Annotated in this window: 18 protein-coding genes; 10 read left to right on the plus strand and 8 right to left on the minus strand. The window is 66.1% G+C overall.

The annotated features are described in order from the left end of the window. Positions 1 to 11 precede the first annotated feature (11 nt). Positions 12 to 632: a PilN domain-containing protein gene (locus HPA01S_RS07520; protein ID WP_066268428.1), complete on the minus strand. Its 621-nt coding sequence runs from the start codon at positions 630 to 632 to the stop codon at positions 12 to 14. After that, positions 629 to 1708, minus strand: coding sequence for a pilus assembly protein PilM (locus HPA01S_RS07525; RefSeq protein WP_066268430.1), 1080 nt, complete (start codon positions 1706 to 1708; stop codon positions 629 to 631). The genes HPA01S_RS07520 and HPA01S_RS07525 overlap by 4 nt, the downstream gene beginning before the upstream one ends. 265 nt (positions 1709 to 1973) lie before the next feature. Between HPA01S_RS07525 and HPA01S_RS07530 the strand changes: the two genes are divergently transcribed. Further along, the gene (locus HPA01S_RS07530) at positions 1974 to 4403 is read left to right on the plus strand and encodes a penicillin-binding protein 1A (protein ID WP_084360523.1); all 2430 of its coding nucleotides are present in this window, start codon (positions 1974 to 1976) and stop codon (positions 4401 to 4403) included. Here the strand turns inward: HPA01S_RS07530 and cyaY are convergent. Next, the gene (gene cyaY, locus HPA01S_RS07535; RefSeq protein WP_066268432.1) at positions 4393 to 4722 is read right to left on the minus strand and encodes an iron donor protein CyaY; all 330 of its coding nucleotides are present in this window, start codon (positions 4720 to 4722) and stop codon (positions 4393 to 4395) included. The two genes, HPA01S_RS07530 and cyaY, sit on opposite strands and share 11 nt — an antisense overlap. Positions 4723 to 4734: 12 nt before the next feature. Between cyaY and lptM the strand changes: the two genes are divergently transcribed. From lptM to HPA01S_RS07565, 7 genes are all read left to right on the plus strand, one after another. Then, positions 4735 to 4950, plus strand: coding sequence for an LPS translocon maturation chaperone LptM (gene lptM, locus HPA01S_RS22650; protein WP_084360524.1), 216 nt, complete (start codon positions 4735 to 4737; stop codon positions 4948 to 4950). A gap of 57 nt (positions 4951 to 5007) precedes the next feature. After that, positions 5008 to 6303 (plus strand): diaminopimelate decarboxylase, encoded by a 1296-nt coding sequence (gene lysA, locus HPA01S_RS07540; RefSeq protein ID WP_066268434.1) that lies wholly within the window; start codon positions 5008 to 5010, stop codon positions 6301 to 6303. A gap of 255 nt (positions 6304 to 6558) precedes the next feature. Further along, entirely contained in the window at positions 6559 to 7341 is a 783-nt protein-coding gene (locus HPA01S_RS07545; protein WP_066268435.1) for an ABC transporter ATP-binding protein, read from the plus strand. Continuing rightward, complete coding sequence (locus HPA01S_RS07550) at positions 7341 to 8051, plus strand: ABC transporter ATP-binding protein (protein ID WP_066268436.1); 711 nt, start codon at positions 7341 to 7343, stop codon at positions 8049 to 8051. The genes HPA01S_RS07545 and HPA01S_RS07550 overlap by 1 nt, the downstream gene beginning before the upstream one ends. A gap of 58 nt (positions 8052 to 8109) precedes the next feature. Then, a complete protein-coding gene (locus tag HPA01S_RS07555; protein ID WP_066268437.1) occupies positions 8110 to 9303 on the plus strand; it encodes an ABC transporter substrate-binding protein in 1194 nt (397 codons plus the stop codon). Between the two features lie 83 nt (positions 9304 to 9386). Beyond that, complete coding sequence (locus tag HPA01S_RS07560; protein ID WP_066268534.1) at positions 9387 to 10265, plus strand: branched-chain amino acid ABC transporter permease; 879 nt, start codon at positions 9387 to 9389, stop codon at positions 10263 to 10265. Positions 10266 to 10272: 7 nt separating this feature from the next. Further along, positions 10273 to 11268, plus strand: a complete 996-nt coding sequence (locus HPA01S_RS07565) for a branched-chain amino acid ABC transporter permease (RefSeq protein ID WP_066268439.1) — start codon at positions 10273 to 10275, stop codon at positions 11266 to 11268. Positions 11269 to 11280: 12 nt separating this feature from the next. Here HPA01S_RS07565 and msrQ read toward each other — a convergent pair whose 3' ends face one another. The 5 genes from msrQ to HPA01S_RS07590 all read right to left on the minus strand — a co-directional run bounded on the left by msrQ (position 11281) and on the right by HPA01S_RS07590 (position 17399). Further along, positions 11281 to 11943: a protein-methionine-sulfoxide reductase heme-binding subunit MsrQ gene (gene msrQ, locus HPA01S_RS07570; RefSeq protein WP_066268441.1), complete on the minus strand. Its 663-nt coding sequence runs from the start codon at positions 11941 to 11943 to the stop codon at positions 11281 to 11283. Then, positions 11943 to 12947 (minus strand): protein-methionine-sulfoxide reductase catalytic subunit MsrP, encoded by a 1005-nt coding sequence (gene msrP, locus HPA01S_RS07575; RefSeq protein ID WP_066268443.1) that lies wholly within the window; start codon positions 12945 to 12947, stop codon positions 11943 to 11945. The genes msrQ and msrP overlap by 1 nt, the downstream gene beginning before the upstream one ends. 128 nt (positions 12948 to 13075) lie before the next feature. Then, positions 13076 to 14443: a c-type cytochrome biogenesis protein CcsB gene (ccsB, locus tag HPA01S_RS07580; RefSeq protein WP_066268445.1), complete on the minus strand. Its 1368-nt coding sequence runs from the start codon at positions 14441 to 14443 to the stop codon at positions 13076 to 13078. Beyond that, a complete protein-coding gene (locus tag HPA01S_RS07585) occupies positions 14440 to 16596 on the minus strand; it encodes a cytochrome c biogenesis protein ResB (protein WP_066268447.1) in 2157 nt (718 codons plus the stop codon). The genes ccsB and HPA01S_RS07585 overlap by 4 nt, the downstream gene beginning before the upstream one ends. Positions 16597 to 16781: 185 nt before the next feature. Then, positions 16782 to 17399: a c-type cytochrome gene (locus tag HPA01S_RS07590; RefSeq protein ID WP_066268449.1), complete on the minus strand. Its 618-nt coding sequence runs from the start codon at positions 17397 to 17399 to the stop codon at positions 16782 to 16784. A 101-nt stretch (positions 17400 to 17500) separates the two neighbouring features. Here HPA01S_RS07590 and yihA point away from each other — a divergent pair, with 101 nt between their 5' ends. Further along, complete coding sequence (gene yihA / locus HPA01S_RS07595) at positions 17501 to 18292, plus strand: ribosome biogenesis GTP-binding protein YihA/YsxC (protein WP_084360525.1); 792 nt, start codon at positions 17501 to 17503, stop codon at positions 18290 to 18292. A gap of 30 nt (positions 18293 to 18322) precedes the next feature. Continuing rightward, the gene (locus tag HPA01S_RS07600; RefSeq protein ID WP_066268451.1) at positions 18323 to 19243 is read left to right on the plus strand and encodes an alpha/beta fold hydrolase; all 921 of its coding nucleotides are present in this window, start codon (positions 18323 to 18325) and stop codon (positions 19241 to 19243) included. Positions 19244 to 19245 lie beyond the last annotated feature (2 nt).

Here is a 19245-nt window from a genome sequence, read left to right on the forward strand (position 1 = left end):
GCGATCCTAAATCACACTTTGCCCGGCGCAGCCGGCGCGGCACCCGGTGCGCCAGGAGCGGCAACCGAGGAAGGGCGCGTGAGCGAAACGCGAATGGTGAAGTTCGATACCCGGCGCTGCCCAAGGCCAGCGTTGGCGGGTGGCGCCGCGGTGACGATTTCCACCAGATCGGGGCGGGTCAGCCATTTGCTGTTGTTGGACAGGTTGCGCAACAGGTCAGACACGCGCTCCTGCGACTGCGCCACGCCCATCAGCAGCACGCTCTGGTTCTCCTGCTTCATGCTGTTGAGGTAGATGCCATCGGGCAACTGGGCCACCAGCTCGTCCAGCAGGTGCACGGGCAGGTTTCGATCACCCTGCAGGTTTTCCACCGCCGTTTGACGGGCGCGCAGGGACGCAATTTCGCGCTGCAGATTCGCGATGTCCTTGATCTCCGCCTCGAGCTTCGTGATCTCGCCTTGCAGGAAGGTATTGCGGTCCTGCTGGTTGGCGATCTGGCCCTGGTACCAGGTGAAGATGGCACCGCAGATCACGCCGCCCAGCAAGGCCGAGAGGCCCAGGTGGGTGAAGAACTGGTCTTTCTGCTTCTTGCGCGCCGCCTCACGGTGCGGCAGAAGGTTGATCAGAATCATTGGAAGAACCTCCGCAGGGCCAGGCCGGTGGAGGTCAGGTAGGACGGTGCCTCACGGGACATCTTGCGCGCCTGCACCGATGAACCCATTTCCATGGCGTCAAAAGGATTGATCACCATGCAGGCAAACGAGGTCTGGTGCGTCACGGCCTCGGTCAAACCCGGCAAGGCGGCACTGCCCCCGGCAACCAGGATGTGGTCGACCTTGTTGTAAGGCGTACTGGTGAAGAAGAACTGCAGGGCACGCCCCACTTCCTGGGCCATGCTCTCGATGAACGGGTCCAGCACGGCGGAGCGGTAGTCGTCGGGCAGATCACCGGAGCGCTTCTTGGCTTCGGCTTCGTCCGACGAAAAACCGTACTGGCGCACGATCAGCTGGGTCAACTGTGCACCGCCAAAAGCCTGGTCGCGTTCGTACAACACGTCGTCGTTGCGCATCACCTGCATGCTGGTGGTCAGGGCACCGACTTCAAACAGCGCCACCAGGGAGTCAACGCCCTGGTTGGGCAGGGTTTCGATCACGCGGCCAGCGGCCATGCGCGATGCATAGGATTCCACGTCCATCACCACGGCCTTGAGGCCGGCGGCTTCGGCCAGACCCTGGCGGTCCGACACCTTTTCCTTGCGGGAGGCGGCGATCAGCACCTCGACATCGCCCACCGAATTGGCGCTGGGGCCGATGACACAGAAGTCCAGGCTCACTTCGTCGAGCGAGAAGGGAATGTATTGATTGGCCTCAGATTCCACCTGGGCCTCGAGCTCCTTGTCGGAGAGGCCGCCCGGCAGGATGATCTTTTTGGTGATCACGGCGGAGGCCGGCAAGGCCAGCGCCACGTTTTTGGTCTTGCTGCCGCTCTTGCGCACGACGCGGCGCACCGCTTCGGCCACCTCGTCGAATTTCTCGATGTTGCCGTCGGTGATCCAGCCCCGCTCCAGCGGCTCCATGGCACAACGTTCAAGCACCAGATCGCCCGATCGGTTGCGGCCGAGCTCCACCAGCTTGACGCTGGACGAGCTGACATCGATGCCCAGCAAGGGCGCCGGTTCACGGCTGAATAACGACCCCAATGAGATCAAGGCGGTCCCCAAAAAATGTTAGCGAAATGTATCGCCAGACTTAAGAATTCACTTGAATGCTAGCAGTAAGCCCTTTGTCCAGCAAAGAATTTTTGCCTTTGAGACAAAGTGAAACGTTGTCAAAAGCATACGCATCCTGAGCCTGTCAACGATTGCTTCATCGGCCGTTTCGCCGGGAAATCCACAACAACTCACAATACGTGGACCGACTCTGGTCGACCCCTTCCGATTTTTATAATCAGCGGCTTTGGCTCTGAATCACTGCATGCCCAAGAAAGACACTTCTCCTGCCCACTCCTCCGATGCGCCAGTATCGACGGGCCGCACAGCACTGCTCTGGGTTGGTCGCTTGGTGGTGGGTCTGGCCGGACTGGCGGTGGCGGGTGTTGCGTGCGTCACGATGGCGGTTGCCATCGCACTGGCGGTCGCTTACCCCAACCTGCCCGAGGTCGCTGGGCTCGCGGATTACCGCCCCAAGCTGCCGCTGCGGGTGATTTCGTCCGACGGCGCGCTGATCGGCGAATTCGGCGAAGAACGGCGCAACCTGCTCACCATCAACGAGATCCCCGCGGTCATGAAGAACGCGGTGCTGGCAATCGAAGACGCGCGCTTCTTCGAGCACCACGGCGTCGACTACCGCGGCATGCTGCGCGCGGCGCTGGCCAACCTGCGGCAAGCCAAGAGCCAGGGCGCCTCCACCATCACCATGCAGGTGGCGCGCAACGTCTACCTGTCGGCCGAGAAAAGCTACACCCGCAAGATCTACGAGGTGCTGCTCACCTTCAAGCTCGAGCACATGCTGACCAAGGAGCAGATCCTCGAGATCTACATGAACCAGATCTTCCTGGGCCAGCGGGCCTACGGTTTTTCTGCCGCATCGCAGATCTATTTCGGCAAGTCGCTGAAGGACGTGACGATCGCCGAGGCGGCCATGCTGGCTGGCCTGCCACAGGCGCCGTCGGCCTACAACCCGATCAAGAACCCGCGCCGGGCGCGCAGCCGCCAGCTCCACATCATCGACCGCATGGTCGAGAACGGTTTCATCACCCCCGAAGAAGCCCAGGCCGCCAAGGACGAAGAGCTGCACCTGCGCCTGCCCGGCAACACCACGCGCACCCACGCCGAGTTCGTCGCCGAGATGGTGCGCCAGTCCATCGTGGCGCAGTACGGTGACGAGGCCTACACCCGTGGCCTGGTGGTGACCACCACCATCAAGGCGCCGGAACAGCGCGTCGCCTACCGCGCCGTGCGCCAGGGCGTGCTGGACTACGAGCGGCGCCAGTTCTACCGCGGCCCGGAGCTTTTCATCGACCTGCCGGACGACCCGGCCGCGCGCGACGACGCGATCGACGAAGCCCTGAACGACCGCCCGGACAACGACGACCTGCTCTCGGCTGTGGTGCTGGAGGCCAGTCCGCGTCGGGTGCTGGCGGTGCGGCAGGATGGCGAGCCGTTCGAAATCACCGGCGAAGGCCTCAAGCCAGTGCAGTCCGGCCTATCGGACAAGGCCGGGCCCAACATCAAGCTGCGACCGGGCGCGGTGATCCGCGTCGTGCAGACCGCACCCAAGGTCTGGCGCATCACCCAGTTGCCCGAGGTGGAGTCGGCCTTTGTGGCACTGGACCCGCGCACCGGGCAGGTGATCGCGCTGGTTGGCGGCTTCGACTTCCAGAAGAGCAAGTTCAATCACGTGACGCAGGCCTGGCGCCAGCCGGGTTCGAGCTTCAAGCCCTTCATCTACTCGGCAGCGCTGGAAAAAGGTCTCACGCCCATGACGGTGGTGAACGACGCGCCACTGTTCTATTCCGCCGGGGAAACCGGCGGCAAGCCCTGGGAACCGAAGAACTACGACGGCCAGTTCGAGGGCCCGATGTCGGTGCGCCGCGCGCTCGCCAAGTCGAAGAACATGGTCTCCATCCGTGTGCTGCAGCTCGTGGGCACGCAGAGCGCACAACAATGGGTCTCACGCTTCGGCTTCGATGCCGACAAGCACCCGCCTTACCTGACCATGGCGCTGGGCGCGGGTTCGGTCACGCCGATGCAGATGGCCACCGGGTACTCGGTGTTCGCCAATGGCGGCTACCGCATCGCCCCCACCCTGATCACGCGCGTGAGCGACCACCGCGGCAAGGTGCTGTACGAAGCGCCCGACCCCACACCCACCGAGGCGCAGCGTGCCATCGAACCACGCAACGCCTTCATCATGAACAGCCTGCTGCAGGAAATCACGCGTTCGGGCACCGCCGCGCGCGCGCAGGCAACGCTCAAACGCACCGACCTCTACGGCAAGACCGGTACCACCAACGACTCGGTGGACGCCTGGTTCGTCGGTTACCAGCCCACGCTGGTGGCCGCCGCCTGGGTCGGCTACGACTCGCCGCGCAACCTGGGCAGCCGTGAGACCGGCGGCGGGCTGAGCCTGCCGATCTGGATCTCCTTCATGTCCGAAGCACTCAAGAACGTGCCCGTGACGCCCTACACGCCGCCAGCAGGTGTGATCAACGTGGGTGGCGAGTGGTACTACGAGGAGTTCGGCCCCGGCCACGGCGTGCACGGCCTGGGCCTGCAGGACAACTGGCCCGGTGCGGCGGCCGTGCCGCCGCCCGACCTGGACGCCCATGGCGTGCCGGTGGCCAAGCCGCCTGCGGCACCCACCGAAGAGCGCCGCAGCATCCTGGATCTGTTCAGGAACTGAAGCTCAGCGCCTGCCCGGACTGTTCCGAGGCGTAGCGCGAGAGGTGGGCGAAGAACTCGCCCTGCCCCTTGGTGTCCATCCAGGCACGGCCATCGTGCTTGTAGTGGAAGCCGCCTGCGCGGGCGGCCATCCACACCTCGTGCAGCGGCTTCTGCAGGTTGATCACGATCTGGCTGCCATTGGCAAAACTCAGTGTGATCATGCCCCCCACGCGCTGGTTGTCGATGTCGGCGTCGGTGTCGTCGTTGATGCGGTCGCAGGCCAGCTCAATCGCTCTCAACAGCGCTTCGGCGCGGTCCTGGTACTCGGTGTCGGTCATTACAATGCGTCGATGTTTGGTTTGAAACGCATTCTAGGTTGCACCCCCGGCCCCACGCGGGTGATGGTCATGACGGCCTGCCTGCTGTGTGCCGCCTTGCTGGCCGCGTGCGGGCAAAAGGGCCCGCTGTACCTGCCAGACCCCAACGCGCCACCGAAAAAACCGCGCGCGACGCAGACCGCGCCCGCCGAGGCGCCGCCCGCGCCACCCCCGGCGCAGCCGCGCTGAACCGCCGCGTTCCCCCGCTCTCCCGCGCCCTTTCGCGCCCTCTTCGCTCCGTTCCGCATGACCACCACCGCCGGCCTGCCAGACTCCACGCTGCCCCCCTTCTTCAGCTACCAGGACCAGGCCCTGCACGCCGAAGGCGTGCCGCTGCAACGGCTGGCGGAGGAACACGGCACACCCTTGTTCGTCTACAGCCGCGCGGCCATCCTGGATGCGCTGGCGGCCTACCAGCGTGGCCTGGCCGGGCGCGAGCACCTCATCTGCTACGCGATGAAGGCCAACTCCTCGCTGGCCATCCTGCAGACCCTGGTCCAGGCCGGTTGCGGCCTGGACATCGTCTCCGGCGGTGAGCTGGAGCGCGCGCTGGCGGTCGGCGTGTCTCCGGACAAGATCATCTTCTCCGGCGTCGGCAAGACGCGCGCCGAGATGCGCCAGGCCTTGCAGGTCGGCATCGGCTGCTTCAACGTCGAAAGCCGCGCCGAGCTCGACGTGCTCGACGAGGTGGCGCGTGAGATGGGCTTGCGCGCACCGGTGAGCGTGCGCGTCAACCCCAACGTGGATGCCAAGACCCACCCCTACATTTCCACCGGCCTCAAGGGCAACAAGTTCGGCATCGCGCAGGAAGACGTGGTGGAAACCTACCGCCACGCCGCCGCCTGCGCGGGCCTGCGCGTGGTGGGTATCGACTGCCACATCGGCTCGCAGATCACGCAGACCGGGCCTTACCTGGACGCGATGGACCGCGTGCTCGACGCGGTCGAGAGCATCGAAGCCGCCGGCGTGAAGATCGAGCACATCGACTTCGGCGGCGGCCTGGGCATCGACTACCAGGGCAACGACAACCCGCCCGCGGCCGATGCGCTGTGGCAGGCCTTGCTGCAGCGCCTGGACGCGCGCGGTTTCGGCGACCGCAAGATCTGCATCGAACCCGGCCGCTCGCTGGTCGGCAACGCCGGTGCCTGCCTCACCGAGGTGCTGTTCCTCAAGCCCGGTGAACAGAAAAACTTCCTGATCGTCGACGCCGCCATGAACGACCTGCCGCGCCCCGCGATGTACCAGGCCTTTCACCGCATCGTGCCGGTGCAGCCGCGCGCAGCCGACGCCAGCAGCACGGTGTGGGACGTGGTGGGCCCGGTGTGCGAGAGCGGCGACTGGATCGGCCGCGACCGCGAGCTCGCGGTGCACAGCGGTGACCTGCTGGCGGTGCTGTCGGCCGGCGCCTACTGCATGAGCATGGCGAGCAACTACAACACGCGCGGCCGCGCCGCCGAGGTGCTGGTGGACGGTACGCAGGCGCACCTGATCCGCGCGCGCGAATCGGTGGCCGACCAGACCCGGCTCGAGCGCCTGCTTTGAGCTGACCCGGGCGCGGCCACGCGCCCCTGTTCGACACGGTTCTGCCACAAGCCGATGCGGCTTCGCGCATCAGGTTGCGCATGCATGCGCAAACGTGTGCACCTTGGCCGCGCGCCGTCACGGCGCATGATGCGCCATGGCGCCGAACACCCTCGGTGTTTGCACCTATAGGCCGGCCCGGAACGGTCCTCCAGAATGCCCTGCAGATTGTGCACAGCAACATGGCCCGCAGACCTTCTGGAAGCGTCTCAAATCATGCCCGACAAGACCAGTGACACCATCCTGGAAACGCGTCAGCTCACGAAATCCTTCAAGGGTTTCACCGCGGTCAACGATGTCAACCTGCGTGTGCGCCGCGGTGCGATCCACGCGCTGATCGGTCCCAACGGCGCGGGCAAGACCACCTGCTTCAACCTGCTCACCAAGTTCCTCGAACCGACCCAGGGCCAGATCCTGTTCAACGGCGAGGACATCACGCGCGAGCAGCCGGCGCAGATCGCGCGCCGCGGCATCATCCGCTCGTTCCAGATCTCGGCCGTGTTCCCGCACCTGAGCGTGCTGGAGAACGTGCGCGTGGGCCTGCAGCGCCAGCTCGGCACGGCCTACCATTTCTGGAAGAGCGAACGGTCGCTCAACCGCCTGAACGAGCGCGCACACCAGCTGCTGACCGAGGTCGGCCTGCAGGACTTCGCGCAGGAGACCACGGTGAACCTGCCCTACGGCCGCAAGCGCGCGCTGGAGATTGCCACCACCCTGGCCATGGAGCCCGAGTTGATGTTGCTGGACGAGCCCACGCAGGGCATGGGCCACGAAGACGTGGACCGCGTCACGCAGCTCATCAAGAAGGTCGCTGCCGGCCGCACCATCCTGATGGTGGAGCACAACATGGGCGTGGTCTCCGACATCGCCGACACCATCACCGTGCTGCAGCGTGGAGCGGTGCTGGCCGAGGGTTCGTACGCCGAGGTATCCGCCAACCCCGCGGTGATGGAGGCCTACATGGGCACCACCGACGGCCAGTTGCAGGGAGCGCACTGATGGCCGCACCCGCCCTCGAAATCAAGAACCTGCAGGCCTGGTACGGCGAATCGCATGTGCTGCATGGTGTGGACATGGTGGTGCAGCCCGGCGAGGTGGTCACCCTGCTCGGGCGTAACGGCGCCGGCCGCACCTCCACGCTGCGCGCCATCCTCGGCCTGACCGGCTCGCGCAAGGGCTCGATCAAGAGCCACGGGCAGGAGCTGATCCACCTGCCCACCCACCGCATCGCACGCCACGGCATCGGCTACTGCCCGGAAGAACGCGGCATCTTCGCCAGCCTGTCGTGCGAGGAAAACCTGCTGCTGCCGCCCACGCTCAAGGGCTCGGGCAACGGCATGTCGGTGGCCGAGATCTACGACATGTTTCCCAACCTGGCCGAGCGCCGCCACAGCCAGGGCACGCGCCTGTCGGGCGGTGAGCAGCAGATGCTGGCGGTGGCCCGCATCCTGCGCACCGGCGCCAACCTGCTGCTGCTCGACGAGATCTCCGAAGGCCTGGCGCCGGTGATCGTGCAGGCCCTGGCACGCATGATCAAGATGCTGCGCGGCAAGGGCTACACCATCGTGATGGTGGAACAGAACTTCCGCTTCGCCGCACCGCTGGCAGACCGTTTCTACGTCATGGAGCACGGCCGCATGGTCGAGCACTTCGAGGCGTCGCAGCTCGAAGCCAAGATGCCGGTGCTCAACGAACTGCTGGGTGTCTGAGCGCCCACGCCCGCCTTCCCCTCACCCCCGCAACGCCAACCCAACGGAGACCGACAGCATGAAACACACCGTCAAATTGCTCACCCTGGCACTCGGTGCCGCGGGTCTGTTCACCGCCGCCCACGCGCAGGACAAGGTGCGCATCGGCTTCACCACCGACATGTCCAGCCTGTACTCGGACATCGACGGCAAGAACGGCGCCCTGGCGATCCAGATGGCGATCGACGACTTCGGCGGCAAGGTGCTGGGCCAACCCATCGAGCTGCTGAGCGCCGACCACCAGAACAAGGCCGACATCGCCGCCTCCAAGGCCCGCGAATGGTTCGACACCCAGAACCTCAGCATGATGATCGGCGGTACCAACTCGGGCACCGCGCTGGCCACGGCCAAGGTGGCGGAAGAGAAAAAGAAGGTCTACATCGTCAACGGCGCCGGCTCCTCCGCGTTGACCAACGAAGCCTGCTCGCCCTACACCGTGCACTACGCCTACGACACCGTGGCACTGGCCAAGGGCACCGGCGGCGCGGTGGTGAAACAAGGTGGCAAGGACTGGTTCTTCCTCACCGCCGACTACGCCTTCGGCCACGCACTGGAAACCGACACCGGCAACGTGGTGAAGGCCGCTGGTGGCACCGTCAAGGGCGCGGTGCGTGCACCGTTGAACACCTCGGACTTCTCCTCCTTCCTGCTGCAGGCGCAAAGCTCGGGCGCCAAGATCATGGGCCTGGCCAACGCCGGTGGCGACACCATCGCCTCTATCAAGGCGGCGAGCGAGTTCGGCATCACCAAGACCATGAAGCTGGCCGGTCTGCTGATGTTCATCACCGACGTGCACAGCCTGGGCCTGAAAGACACGCAGGGCATGTACCTCACCGACAGCTGGTACTGGGACAAGGACGACGCCAGCCGCGCCTTCGCGCGCAAGTTCTTCGACAAGGCCAAGCGCATGCCCACCAGCATCCAGGCCGCCAACTACTCGGCCACCACGACCTACCTGAAGGCGGTTGCAGCGGTGAAGAGCACCGACAGCGACAAGGTGATGGAGCACCTCAAGAAGACGCCCATCAACGACTTCTTCGGCAAGGGCTCCATCCGTGCCGACGGCCGCTACGTGCACGACATGTACCTGATGGAAGTGAAGAAGCCGGCCGAATCCAAGGCCCCATGGGACTACTTCAAGATCGCCGCCACGCTGCCGGGCGACACCGTCTTCACGACCAAGGCCGAAACCAAATGCAAGCTCTGGAAGTGATGTGAGACAGGCGCCGCGGGCTCCGGCCCGTGGCGCCCGACCGGCACAGCCTGCCCAGCCCCACCCAACCCGACGCACCGCCGATGGACCTCTTCGGAATACCCATGTCCGCCCTGCTGGGCCAGTTGCTGCTGGGCCTGGTGAACGGCTCGTTCTACGCCATCCTGAGCCTGGGGCTGGCCGTCATCTTCGGGCTGCTCAACGTCATCAACTTCGCGCACGGCGCGCTGTTCATGCTCGGCGCGGTGTTCACGTGGATGGGCATGAACTACTTCGAGCTCAACTACTGGACCATGATCGTGCTCGCGCCGCTGGCGGTGGGCCTGGTCGGCGTGGTGATCGAGCGGCTGTTCCTGCGCTGGATCTACCGGCTCGACCACCTCTACGGCCTGCTGCTCACGCTGGGCCTGACGCTGATGCTCGAAGGCGTGCTGCGCTCGGCCTACGGCGTCTCCGGCCTGCCCTACAGCGCGCCGATCTCGGGCGCCACCAACCTCGGCTTCATGGTCATGCCCAACTACCGCGGCTTCGTGGTGCTGGCCTCGCTGGTGGTGTGTTTCCTGACCTGGTACGTGATCGAAAAAACCAAGCTCGGCGCCTACCTGCGCGCGGGCACCGAGAACCCTCGCCTGGTCGAGGCCTTCGGCATCAACGTGCCGCTGATGGTCACGCTCACCTACGGCTTCGGCGTTGCCTTGGCCGGCCTGGCCGGTGTGCTGGCCGCGCCCATCATGCAGATCTCGCCGCTGATGGGGCAGAACCTGATCATCATCGTGTTCGCCGTCGTGGTGATCGGCGGCATGGGCTCCATCCTGGGCACCATCCTCACCGGCCTGGGCCTGGGCGTCATCGAGGGCCTGACCAAGGTGTTCTACCCCGAGGCCTCTTCCACCGTGGTCTTCGTCATCATGGCCATCGTGCTGCTGATCCGCCCGGCCGGGCTGTTCGGCAAGGAAAAGTGAAGCCGGCATGAACACCACCTCCAAGAACATCCTCTACGGCCTGTTGCTGCTCGGCCTGCTGGCCGTGCCCTTCATCGGCCTGTACCCGGTGCTGGTGATGAAGCTGCTGTGCTTCGCGCTGTTCGCCTCGGCCTTCAACCTACTGCTGGGCTACACCGGCCTGCTGTCCTTCGGCCACGCGGCCTTCCTGGGCGGCTCGGCCTATATCGCCGGCCACGCCCTCAAGGTCTGGGGCGTGCCGCCCGAGATCGGCCTGGTGCTCGGCACCCTGTTCGGCGCGGTGCTGGGCTGGCTGGTTGGCTCGCTGGCGATCCGCCGCCAGGGCATCTACTTCACCATGATCACGCTGGCGCTGGCGCAGATGCTGTTCTTCTTCTGCCTGCAGATGAAGTTCACCGGCGGCGAGGACGGCCTGCAGGGCGTGCCGCGCGGGCACCTGCTGGGCGTGCTGGACCTCGGCAACGACCTGACCATGTACTACTTCACCCTGCTGGTGACGGCGGCAGCCTTCCTCCTCATCATGCGCATCGTGCATTCGCCGTTCGGCCAGATCCTCAAGGCGATCAAGGAAAACGAACCGCGCGCGATCTCGCTGGGTTACGACACGCAGCGTTTCAAGCTGCTGGTGTTCGTGCTGTCGGCCGCGCTGTCGGGCCTGGCCGGTTCGCTCAAGACCCTGGCCATGGGCTTCGCCACATTGACCGACGTGCACTGGACCATGTCCGGCTCGGTGGTGCTGATGACGCTGGTGGGCGGCCTGGGCACGCTGTCGGGGCCGCTGGTGGGTGCGGCGGTGGTGATCGCGCTGGAGAACAAGCTCGGTGAGATCGGCCACTTCCTGGCCCGGGTCTCGGGCATCGACTGGTTCAACAGCCTGGGCGAGTCCGTCACCATGGTGATCGGCTTCATCTTCGTGGTGTGTGTGCTGGCCTTCCGCCGCGGCATCATGGGCGAGGCGATTGCGCTGGTGGACCGCTGGCGCGGCGGCAAGCCGCGTAACTGACCGGCGCTTCCTTCAGGTGCGCCGTGCCGCGGCCACCATGGGTGCCTGGCGCCAGCGGCGCCACACCCGCCACAGCAGCAGGCTGGCCAGGATGGCGGCGTAGACGTACACCTCGGTGAAGTTGTTCTTGCCGGCGCGCATCCAGAAGAAGTGCAGCACCGCCAGGCCGGCCACCAGGTACACCGCGCGGTGCAGCCATTGCCAGCGCATCGCGCCGAGCGCACGGATGGCGCGGTTGAACGAGGTGGCGGCCAGCGCCAGCAACAGCAGCCAGGCCAGGAAACCCACCAGGATGAAAGGCCGCTTGGCAATGTCTGCCGCAATGCTCGCCGCATCGAACTCCATGTCGAACCAGGCGTAGGCCAGCAGGTGCATGCAGGCGTAGAAGAACACGAACAGGCCGACCATGCGGCGCAACCGCGCCAGCGCCGGCCAGCCGGCGGTGACCCGCAGCGGCGTGACCAGCAGCACCAGCACCAGGAAACGCAGCGTCCAGTCACCCAGGGAGCGGATCAGCGCCTCGGCCGGGTTGGCGCCGAGCTGGTTGGCGAAGGCCGCGTACACCAGCCAGATGAATGGCCCCAGCGCCAGCACGAAGAGAAAGGGCTTGGCGGCGGCGTGCCCGAGCCAGCGGTTCACCCGCGAGCCGGCCGGGCGCGGGCGCGTGGTGGCCATCAGAACTGCTTGCGCAGGTCCATGCCGGTATAGAGCTGCGCCACCTGCGGCGCATAGCCGTTGAACATCTGCGTCGGGCGGCGCTTGGCAAACAGGCCACCGCCTTCGCCGATGCGGCGCTCGCTGGCCTGGCTCCAGCGCGGGTGCGAGACCTCGGGGTTCACGTTGGAATAAAAGCCGTACTCCTGCGGCGCGGCCACGTTCCAGGCGGTGCGCGGCTCCTTGTCGGTGAAGCGGATCTTGACCAGCGACTTGCCACTCTTGAAGCCGTACTTCCAGGGCACCACCAGGCGCAGCGGCGCGCCGTTCTGGTTCGGCAGCACCTCACCGTACATGCCGAAGGCCAGCAGGGTCAGCGGGTGCATGGCTTCGTCCAGCCGCAAGCCTTCCACGTAGGGCCAGCCCAGCACGTTGGAGCGCAGGCCGGGCATCTGCTTGGGGTCGGCCAGCGTCACGAACTCCACGTACTTCGCGCTGCCCTGCGGCTGCACCTGCTTGATGAGTTCGCTCAGGGAATAACCGACCCAGGGGATCACCATCGACCAGCCTTCGACGCAGCGCAGCCGGTAGATGCGTTCTTCCATCGGGCTGAGCTTGAGCAGGGCATCGAGATCGAAGCTGCCGGGCTTGTTCACCAGGCCTTCCACCTCCACCGTCCAGGGGCGCGGCTTGAGCGTCTTGGCGTGGGCCACGGGGTCGGACTTGTCGGTGCCGAACTCGTAGAAGTTGTTGTACGAGCTGACGTCGTCGTAAGAGGTCAGCGCCTCCATGGTGACGGCGCCCTCCACCGTGGAGCGCCGCCCGGGCAGCGCCGCGAGCCGGCCCGGCTTGGGCGTGGCCGAGGCCGCCTGCGCCCAAGCCTGGCGGCCAGCCGGCCAGGCCGCCAGCCCACCCGCAGCCGCCGCGGCAAGCAACCACTGGCGCCGGTTGCGGTACACGTCTGGCGGGGTGATGTCGCTGCCCAGCGGGTGCTGGAAGCCATTGTCTTGTGTGCGGATGAGCATGATGGTGCCGTCCTTGCTGAAGTGCTTCCGGCGGCGGGAGATGCCGCGCCGGCGTTTCTGCCATCGTAAGACCGAAAGGCATGGCGCGAGTTCCGGGCGCCGCGCTGGCGCACCGGAACCCGGCTTTGTCAGAGCTCGCCGTAGCTGTGCAGACCCGAGAGGAACATGTTCACGCCGAGGAAGGCGAAGGTGGTGATGGCCAAGCCGACCAGCGCCCACCAGGCCGCCACCGTGCCGCGCAGGCCCTTCATGAGGCGCATGTGCAGCCAGGCCGCGTAGTTGAGCCAGACGATCAGCGCCCAGGTTTCCTTCGGGTCCCAGCTCCAGTAACCACCCCAGGCTTCGGCCGCCCACAGGGCGCCCAGCACGGTGGCGATGGTGAAGAAGGCGAAGCCGACGGCGATGGCCTTGTACATCACGTCGTCCAGCACCTCGAAGCTGGGCAGGCGCGCGGCGATGCGCCGGCGGCCGAACATGATGGTGGCCACGATCAGTGCCGAGATGCCGAAGTAAACGAACCAGTAGCTGCTGCCATTCTCGGCCGCCGACTGGCGGAACACGATGGGTTCAAAACACAGCACCACGCCCAGCAGCCACAGCGGCGCGAGCTTGTACCAGCGGCTCTCGGTGGCACTCTGCTTGATCAGGTAGGCAAAGGCCAGCATGGCGGCGATGGCGAAGGTGCCGTAGCCGATGAAGTTGGCCGGCACGTGCAGCTTCATCCACCAGCTCTTGAGCGCCGGCACCAGCGGCTGGATGGCGTGGGCCTCGCGGATCACGGTGTACCAGAGCAGGAAGCCGACCGCTGCGCTGACCACCAGCATCACGAAGGCGCCCATGCCACGCGTCTTGTACTGGTCTTCGTAGTACAGGTAGAAGGCGGCGGTCATCCAGCAGAACAGCACGAACACCTCGTACAGGTTGCTGACCGGGATGTGGCCGATGTCCGGGCCGATCTGGTGGCTTTCGTACCAGCGCACCATGGTGCCGACCAGCGCCAGCGTGATCGCCACCCAGACCATGCGCGAGCCGAGCAGCTCGAAAGTCTCGCCCGCGCGCTTGAACATGCCGACCCAGTAGAACGCGGTGCTCATGAAGAACAGCACGCTCATCCACAAAATGGCCGACTGGCTGGAGATGAAGTACTTGAGCAGGAAGACCTGGTCGGCGCGCGCCAGGTCGGCCGTGCCATCCGGCGCCTGGTAAAGCCAGAGCGCCAGCAGCGAGATCGCCGTCACCACCACCGTGAGCGCGCGTAACGGCCGCCAGAACCAGCCCAGCCAGATCATGGCCGGCACGGTGCCCCAGAGGATGGCTTTCTCGTAGCCGTCCATGGCCGCGTTGTAGCGCACGAAGGCCAGCGTGGCGCCGGCGATGACGAACACGGCGAACAGCCAGTCCCAGACATTGCGGCGGGAGAAGTAACCCGGCTGCAGACCGTGGCTGTTCTGCGCTTTCTTCAGCTCGATGGTCTGCGTGGCGGCGGTGGTATTCATGCTTGCACCTTCAGCAATTGGGTCTTCAACAGATCGAACTCGCGGTCGGCTTCCATCGTCTTGCGGTTCGACGACAGGGCCATGGTGGCCTGCGAGGCTTGCGCGCCGGCGGGCGAAAGCCAGACCCAGAGGCGGCGCTCGCGCACATAGAGCATGGCAAAAACGCCGATGATGAGCAACAGGCAGCCCAGGTAGACGATGTTCTGCCCGGGCGCGCGCGCCACCTGGAACACGCTGGCCTGCACGTGCGTGAAGTCGGTCAGCTGGAAGGTCATGGGCGCGGGGTAGAAGAAGCTGTCGCTCAGGCTGATCACCGCCTGCGACATGAAGCGCTGCATGCCCTCGCTCGGCTCCAGCGGCGCCAGGCCGGCGCGCTCGCGGCTGATCTGCAGCAGCTCGAACAGCGTGCCGTTCAGGATGCGCACCAGCACGTCGCTGGCGCGTTCACGCTCGGCCGCGGGCACGTTGTTTTCCAGGAAGGCCGACACCGCCTGCAGGCCACCACGCACCGCATTCGGTGCGGCGCCGTTGGCGGCCGCGGGCTGCACACCGGGGGCGTTGACCGACTCGGCGCCGGCGAACAGGCCCAGGGCACGCGCGGCCGAGACCGACAGCGCCTCGACCAGATCGGACCGACCGTCCTCGACCGCCGACGCGGCATAGCGCCGCACCGCTTCTTCGCGCATGCGCGGGTCTTCGAGCGCGGCACGCAGGCGCACAAAACCGTCCAGGCCATCCTTTTCGTCGACCGGCACACGCAGGTAACGGAACGGCTCGGAAGGCGTCTCGCGCAGCCCCAGCAGGTACACGCGCGCGCCGTCGATCTCCACCGGCAGCATGTAGTTGTGGTACTCCACCGCCTGCCCGGCGGCGTCGCGCAGCTTGTAGGTCACGCTGGGGCCCACGTTGCGCAGGGTCTTTTCGGTCACGGTCTTGTGGCCCGAACCCAGGCGGCTTTCGATCGAGCCGCGCAGGTCCACCTTGCGCACGTCCACACCCGCCGCGGCGTTGCTGCCCGCGAAGTTCTCCACGTTGATCACGCGCAGGCCTGTGTACTCCAGCGTCAGCTTGTCGTCACCATTGCTCAGCGCGGTGCTGCTGCCGATGGTGCCTTCGATCTCGAACGGCCGCGTCGGGCCGTTGATGGGCACGGCCTGCAGCTTCACGCGCGAACCGCCGTCGTCGAAACTGGACTGGTAGATGTTGATGCCGTGGGAACTGGCCGGGTGGTTCACCTCCACACGCGCGTCGCGGGCTTCGCCGGTTTCCTTGTCGTGGATCACGATCTCGCTGGCGAACAGCTTGGGCATGCCGGTGTCGTAGTACTCGACGATGAACTTCTTCAGCTCGACCGAGAACGGCAGGTCCTGCAGCAGCACGCCTTGCGGCTGCGCGATGATGGCCGTGCTGGCCGAGGTGCCTTCGGTGACGAGCAGGTTGCCGCGGAAGGTCGGGTTGCGGCTCGAGAGCCGGTGCTGCGCCGGCACGTCGGCGATCAGGCCACCGCCCATGAAGGCGGACTTGCCGTTGAACCAGGTCTGCGCGCGCACGATCAGGTCGCCATCGAGCAGACCACCGATACACACCAGCACGATGGCGCTGTGCGCCGCCAGGTAACCGATCTTGTTGGCCGCGCCGGCCTTGGCCGCCACCATCCAGCCGGTGCCCTCGGGCGTGTCGCGCGACTGCAGCTTCACCTTCCAGCCCGAACCCAGCAGGGTCTGGCCGATGCGGTTGGCCGCCACTTCCGGCGTTTCACCCAGCGCGCCCTCGGCGCGGTGCGGGAAGGCCTTGAGGCTTTGCGCGCGGATGTTTTCCTTGTAGGCCTTGAAGTCGGCCAGGATCTTGGGCGTGTTGCGCACGATGCACAGGCTGGTGCTCACCACCAGGAACGCCAGGATCAGCAGGAACCACCAGGCGCTGTAGACCGAATACAGGTAGGCACTGCCGAACACGTCGGCCCAGAACGGACCGAACTGGTTGACGTAGTTGATGAAGGGCTCGTGCTGCTTGATCACGGTGCCGATCACCGACGCGATGCAGATCACGGTGAGCAGCGAGATCGCAAAACGCATCGACGACAGCAACTCGACCAGCTCGCTGACGATGCGCGAGCCGGTGCGGATGTGCAGGCCTTGGGTGGAAACGGTCATGGGGATGTCGGGGGCGGAACGGTGCAGCAAAAAGGGCGGCCCCGGTGTTCCCGGAACGCGCCCTGATGTGATGTGTTTATTGGCTGGCGGTTCAACGCCCGGCGGTTTTATTGCATTGTGCCGGCAAATATCAATGCAGGCTTATATCCCAAGCCACCGCGAAGGGCTTGTGCGTGCAACGCGTTTCAGCGCAGGCCGGCGATGTAGTCGGCCACGGCCGCGATTTCGCGGTCGTTCATCTTGGCCGCCACGTCCTTCATCTGCGCGTTGTTCTTGCGCGTGCCGTCACGGAAATGCTTGAGCTGGGTGGCGGTGTACTCGGCCTGCTGGCCCGACAGACGCGGGTACTGCGAAGGGATGCCGGCGCCGTTCGGGCTGTGGCAACCGGCGCAGGCGGCGATCTGGCGATCGGCAATGCCGCCGCGGTAAATGCGTTCGCCCAGCGTCACGAGCTCCTTGTCGGTGGCCGCGCCGGTCTTGTTGTCCTTCTGCGAAGCCAGCCAGTAGGCGATGTTGCGCATGTCGGCGTCGGACAGGGCGGAGGCAAAGCCCTTCATGATGGCGTTGTCGCGCTTGCCCGATTTGTAGTCCTGCAGCTGCTTGACCAGGTACTCGGGGTGCTGGTGCGCCAGCTTGGGGTTGGCCGGCGTGGTCGAATTGCCATCCGCCGCGTGGCAGGCCACGCACACCTGACCATACATGGCGCTGCCCTTGGCCAGATCGGGCTTGACCGATTGAGCCTGGACGCTGAACGACAGGGCTGCGGCTGCAGCGGCGCAAAGAAAGGAAACAGGCAATTTCATGACGGGGCGGGCGTCGGTCGCGACGGGTTCGTTGTGGGAATTCTCGGTTTGTCTGGACAAAGCCAATCGATTTTACAATGCCCCACCGGGAAAGCCCCCAAATGACCCACCGACCCACTCCAGCCCCTTCGCCCGTCTCACCCTCCGACGACGCCCCGGGCCCCAAAGCCCCGCCCCACCGAGCTGGAAAAACCATCAACACCCTCACCCCCGACCCCAAGATTGCGCACGGCTGGCTGCACACCGCCCGGTTCCTCACCACCGCGCCGCAACTCGAACACCTGCCCCCGCTGGACGTGCCCGAAGTGGCCTTCGTCGGCCGCTCCAATGCCGGCAAGTCCACCTGCATCAATACCCTGACGCAGCAAAAGCGCCTGGCCTTCGCCTCCAAGACGCCCGGGCGCACGCAGAGCATCAACCTGTTCTCGCTCGGCAAACAGGGCGTCACCGACGCCGTGCTGGCCGACCTGCCGGGTTACGGCTACGCGGCCGTGCCGCGCGAGGCCAAGCTGCGCTGGCAACGGGTGATGGGCAACTACCTGCTCACGCGCGAGAACCTCAGGGGCGTGGTGCTGCTGATCGACCCGCGCCTGGGCCTGACCGAGCTCGACGAGATCCTGCTGGAAGTGATCCGCCCGCGCGTCGAAGAAGGCCTGAAGTTCCTGGTGCTGCTCACCAAGTCCGACAAGCTCAACCACGCCGAGGCGCAAAAGGCGCTGTCGATTGCGCGACTGCAGTCCGGCGGCGGCGAGGCGAGACTGTTCTCGGCCCTGAAGAAAAAGGGGCTGGACGAGGTGGCGCAGCTGCTCTGGACATGGACGCACGAAGCCGGCGCGATCAAGCCCCAGCCTGCGCCCGCCATCGAAGACGACGAACCGCCCGCGCTGGACTGAAGCCCCGCGGGCGCCCACCGAGCCCGCCGCATGATCCAGACCTTTGAACAAGCCCTGCCGCAGGGCATCACGCTGAGTTGCCGCGCCACCGGCGAGCCGGGCCGCCCGGTGCTGCTGTTCCTGCACGGCTTCCCCGAAGCCGCCTTCGTCTGGGACACGCTGCTTGAGCACTTTGCGCGCCCCGAGCACGGCGGCTACCGTTGCGTAGCGCCCAACCTGCGCGGTTACGAACGCTCCAGCGCCCCCGTTGAGACTGCCGCCTACCGCGCCAAACCGTTGATGCAGGACCTGCGCGAGCTGGTGCACGTGATCACCGCCGACAGCCCGACCCCGGGGCAAGTTGCCGGCCTGGTCGCGCACGACTGGGGCGGCGCGCTGGCCTGGGGCTTCGCCGCCCAACACCCGGCCATGCTGCAGCGGCTGGTGATCGTCAACGCGCCGCACCCCGCCACCTTCCAGCGTGAACTCGCCTCCTCGCCCGCTCAACAGGCGTCCAGTGCATACATGAATTTCCTCGCGCGGCCCGACGCCGCTGCGCTGCTGGCCGAGAACGACTTCGCCCGCCTGTGGCCCTTCTTCACCAACATGGCGGCCCACAGCGGCCCCAACGCCTGGCTCGACGAGGCGATGCGCGAGCGTTACCGCGCGGTCTGGCGCCAGGGCCTGGCGGGCCCGTGTGCGTATTACGCCGCCTCGCCTTTGCGCCCGCCCAGCCCGGACGATGCGGGTGCCGCTGCGGTGCAGGTGCCACGCGACAAGGCGGCGGTGAGCCAGCCCACCCTCGTCATCTGGGGCCTGGGCGACACGGCCTTGCCCGAGGCCTTGCTCGACGGGCTGGACGATTTTGTGCCCGACCTGCGCATCGAACGGGTGCCCGGCGCCACCCACTGGATCGTGCACGAGCAGCCGGCGCGGCTGGCGGCCCTGATCGGCGGATTCCTCGGCACCTGAGC

Source organism: Hydrogenophaga palleronii NBRC 102513 (assembly GCF_001571225.1).
Lineage (GTDB): Bacteria > Pseudomonadota > Gammaproteobacteria > Burkholderiales > Burkholderiaceae_C > Hydrogenophaga > Hydrogenophaga palleronii.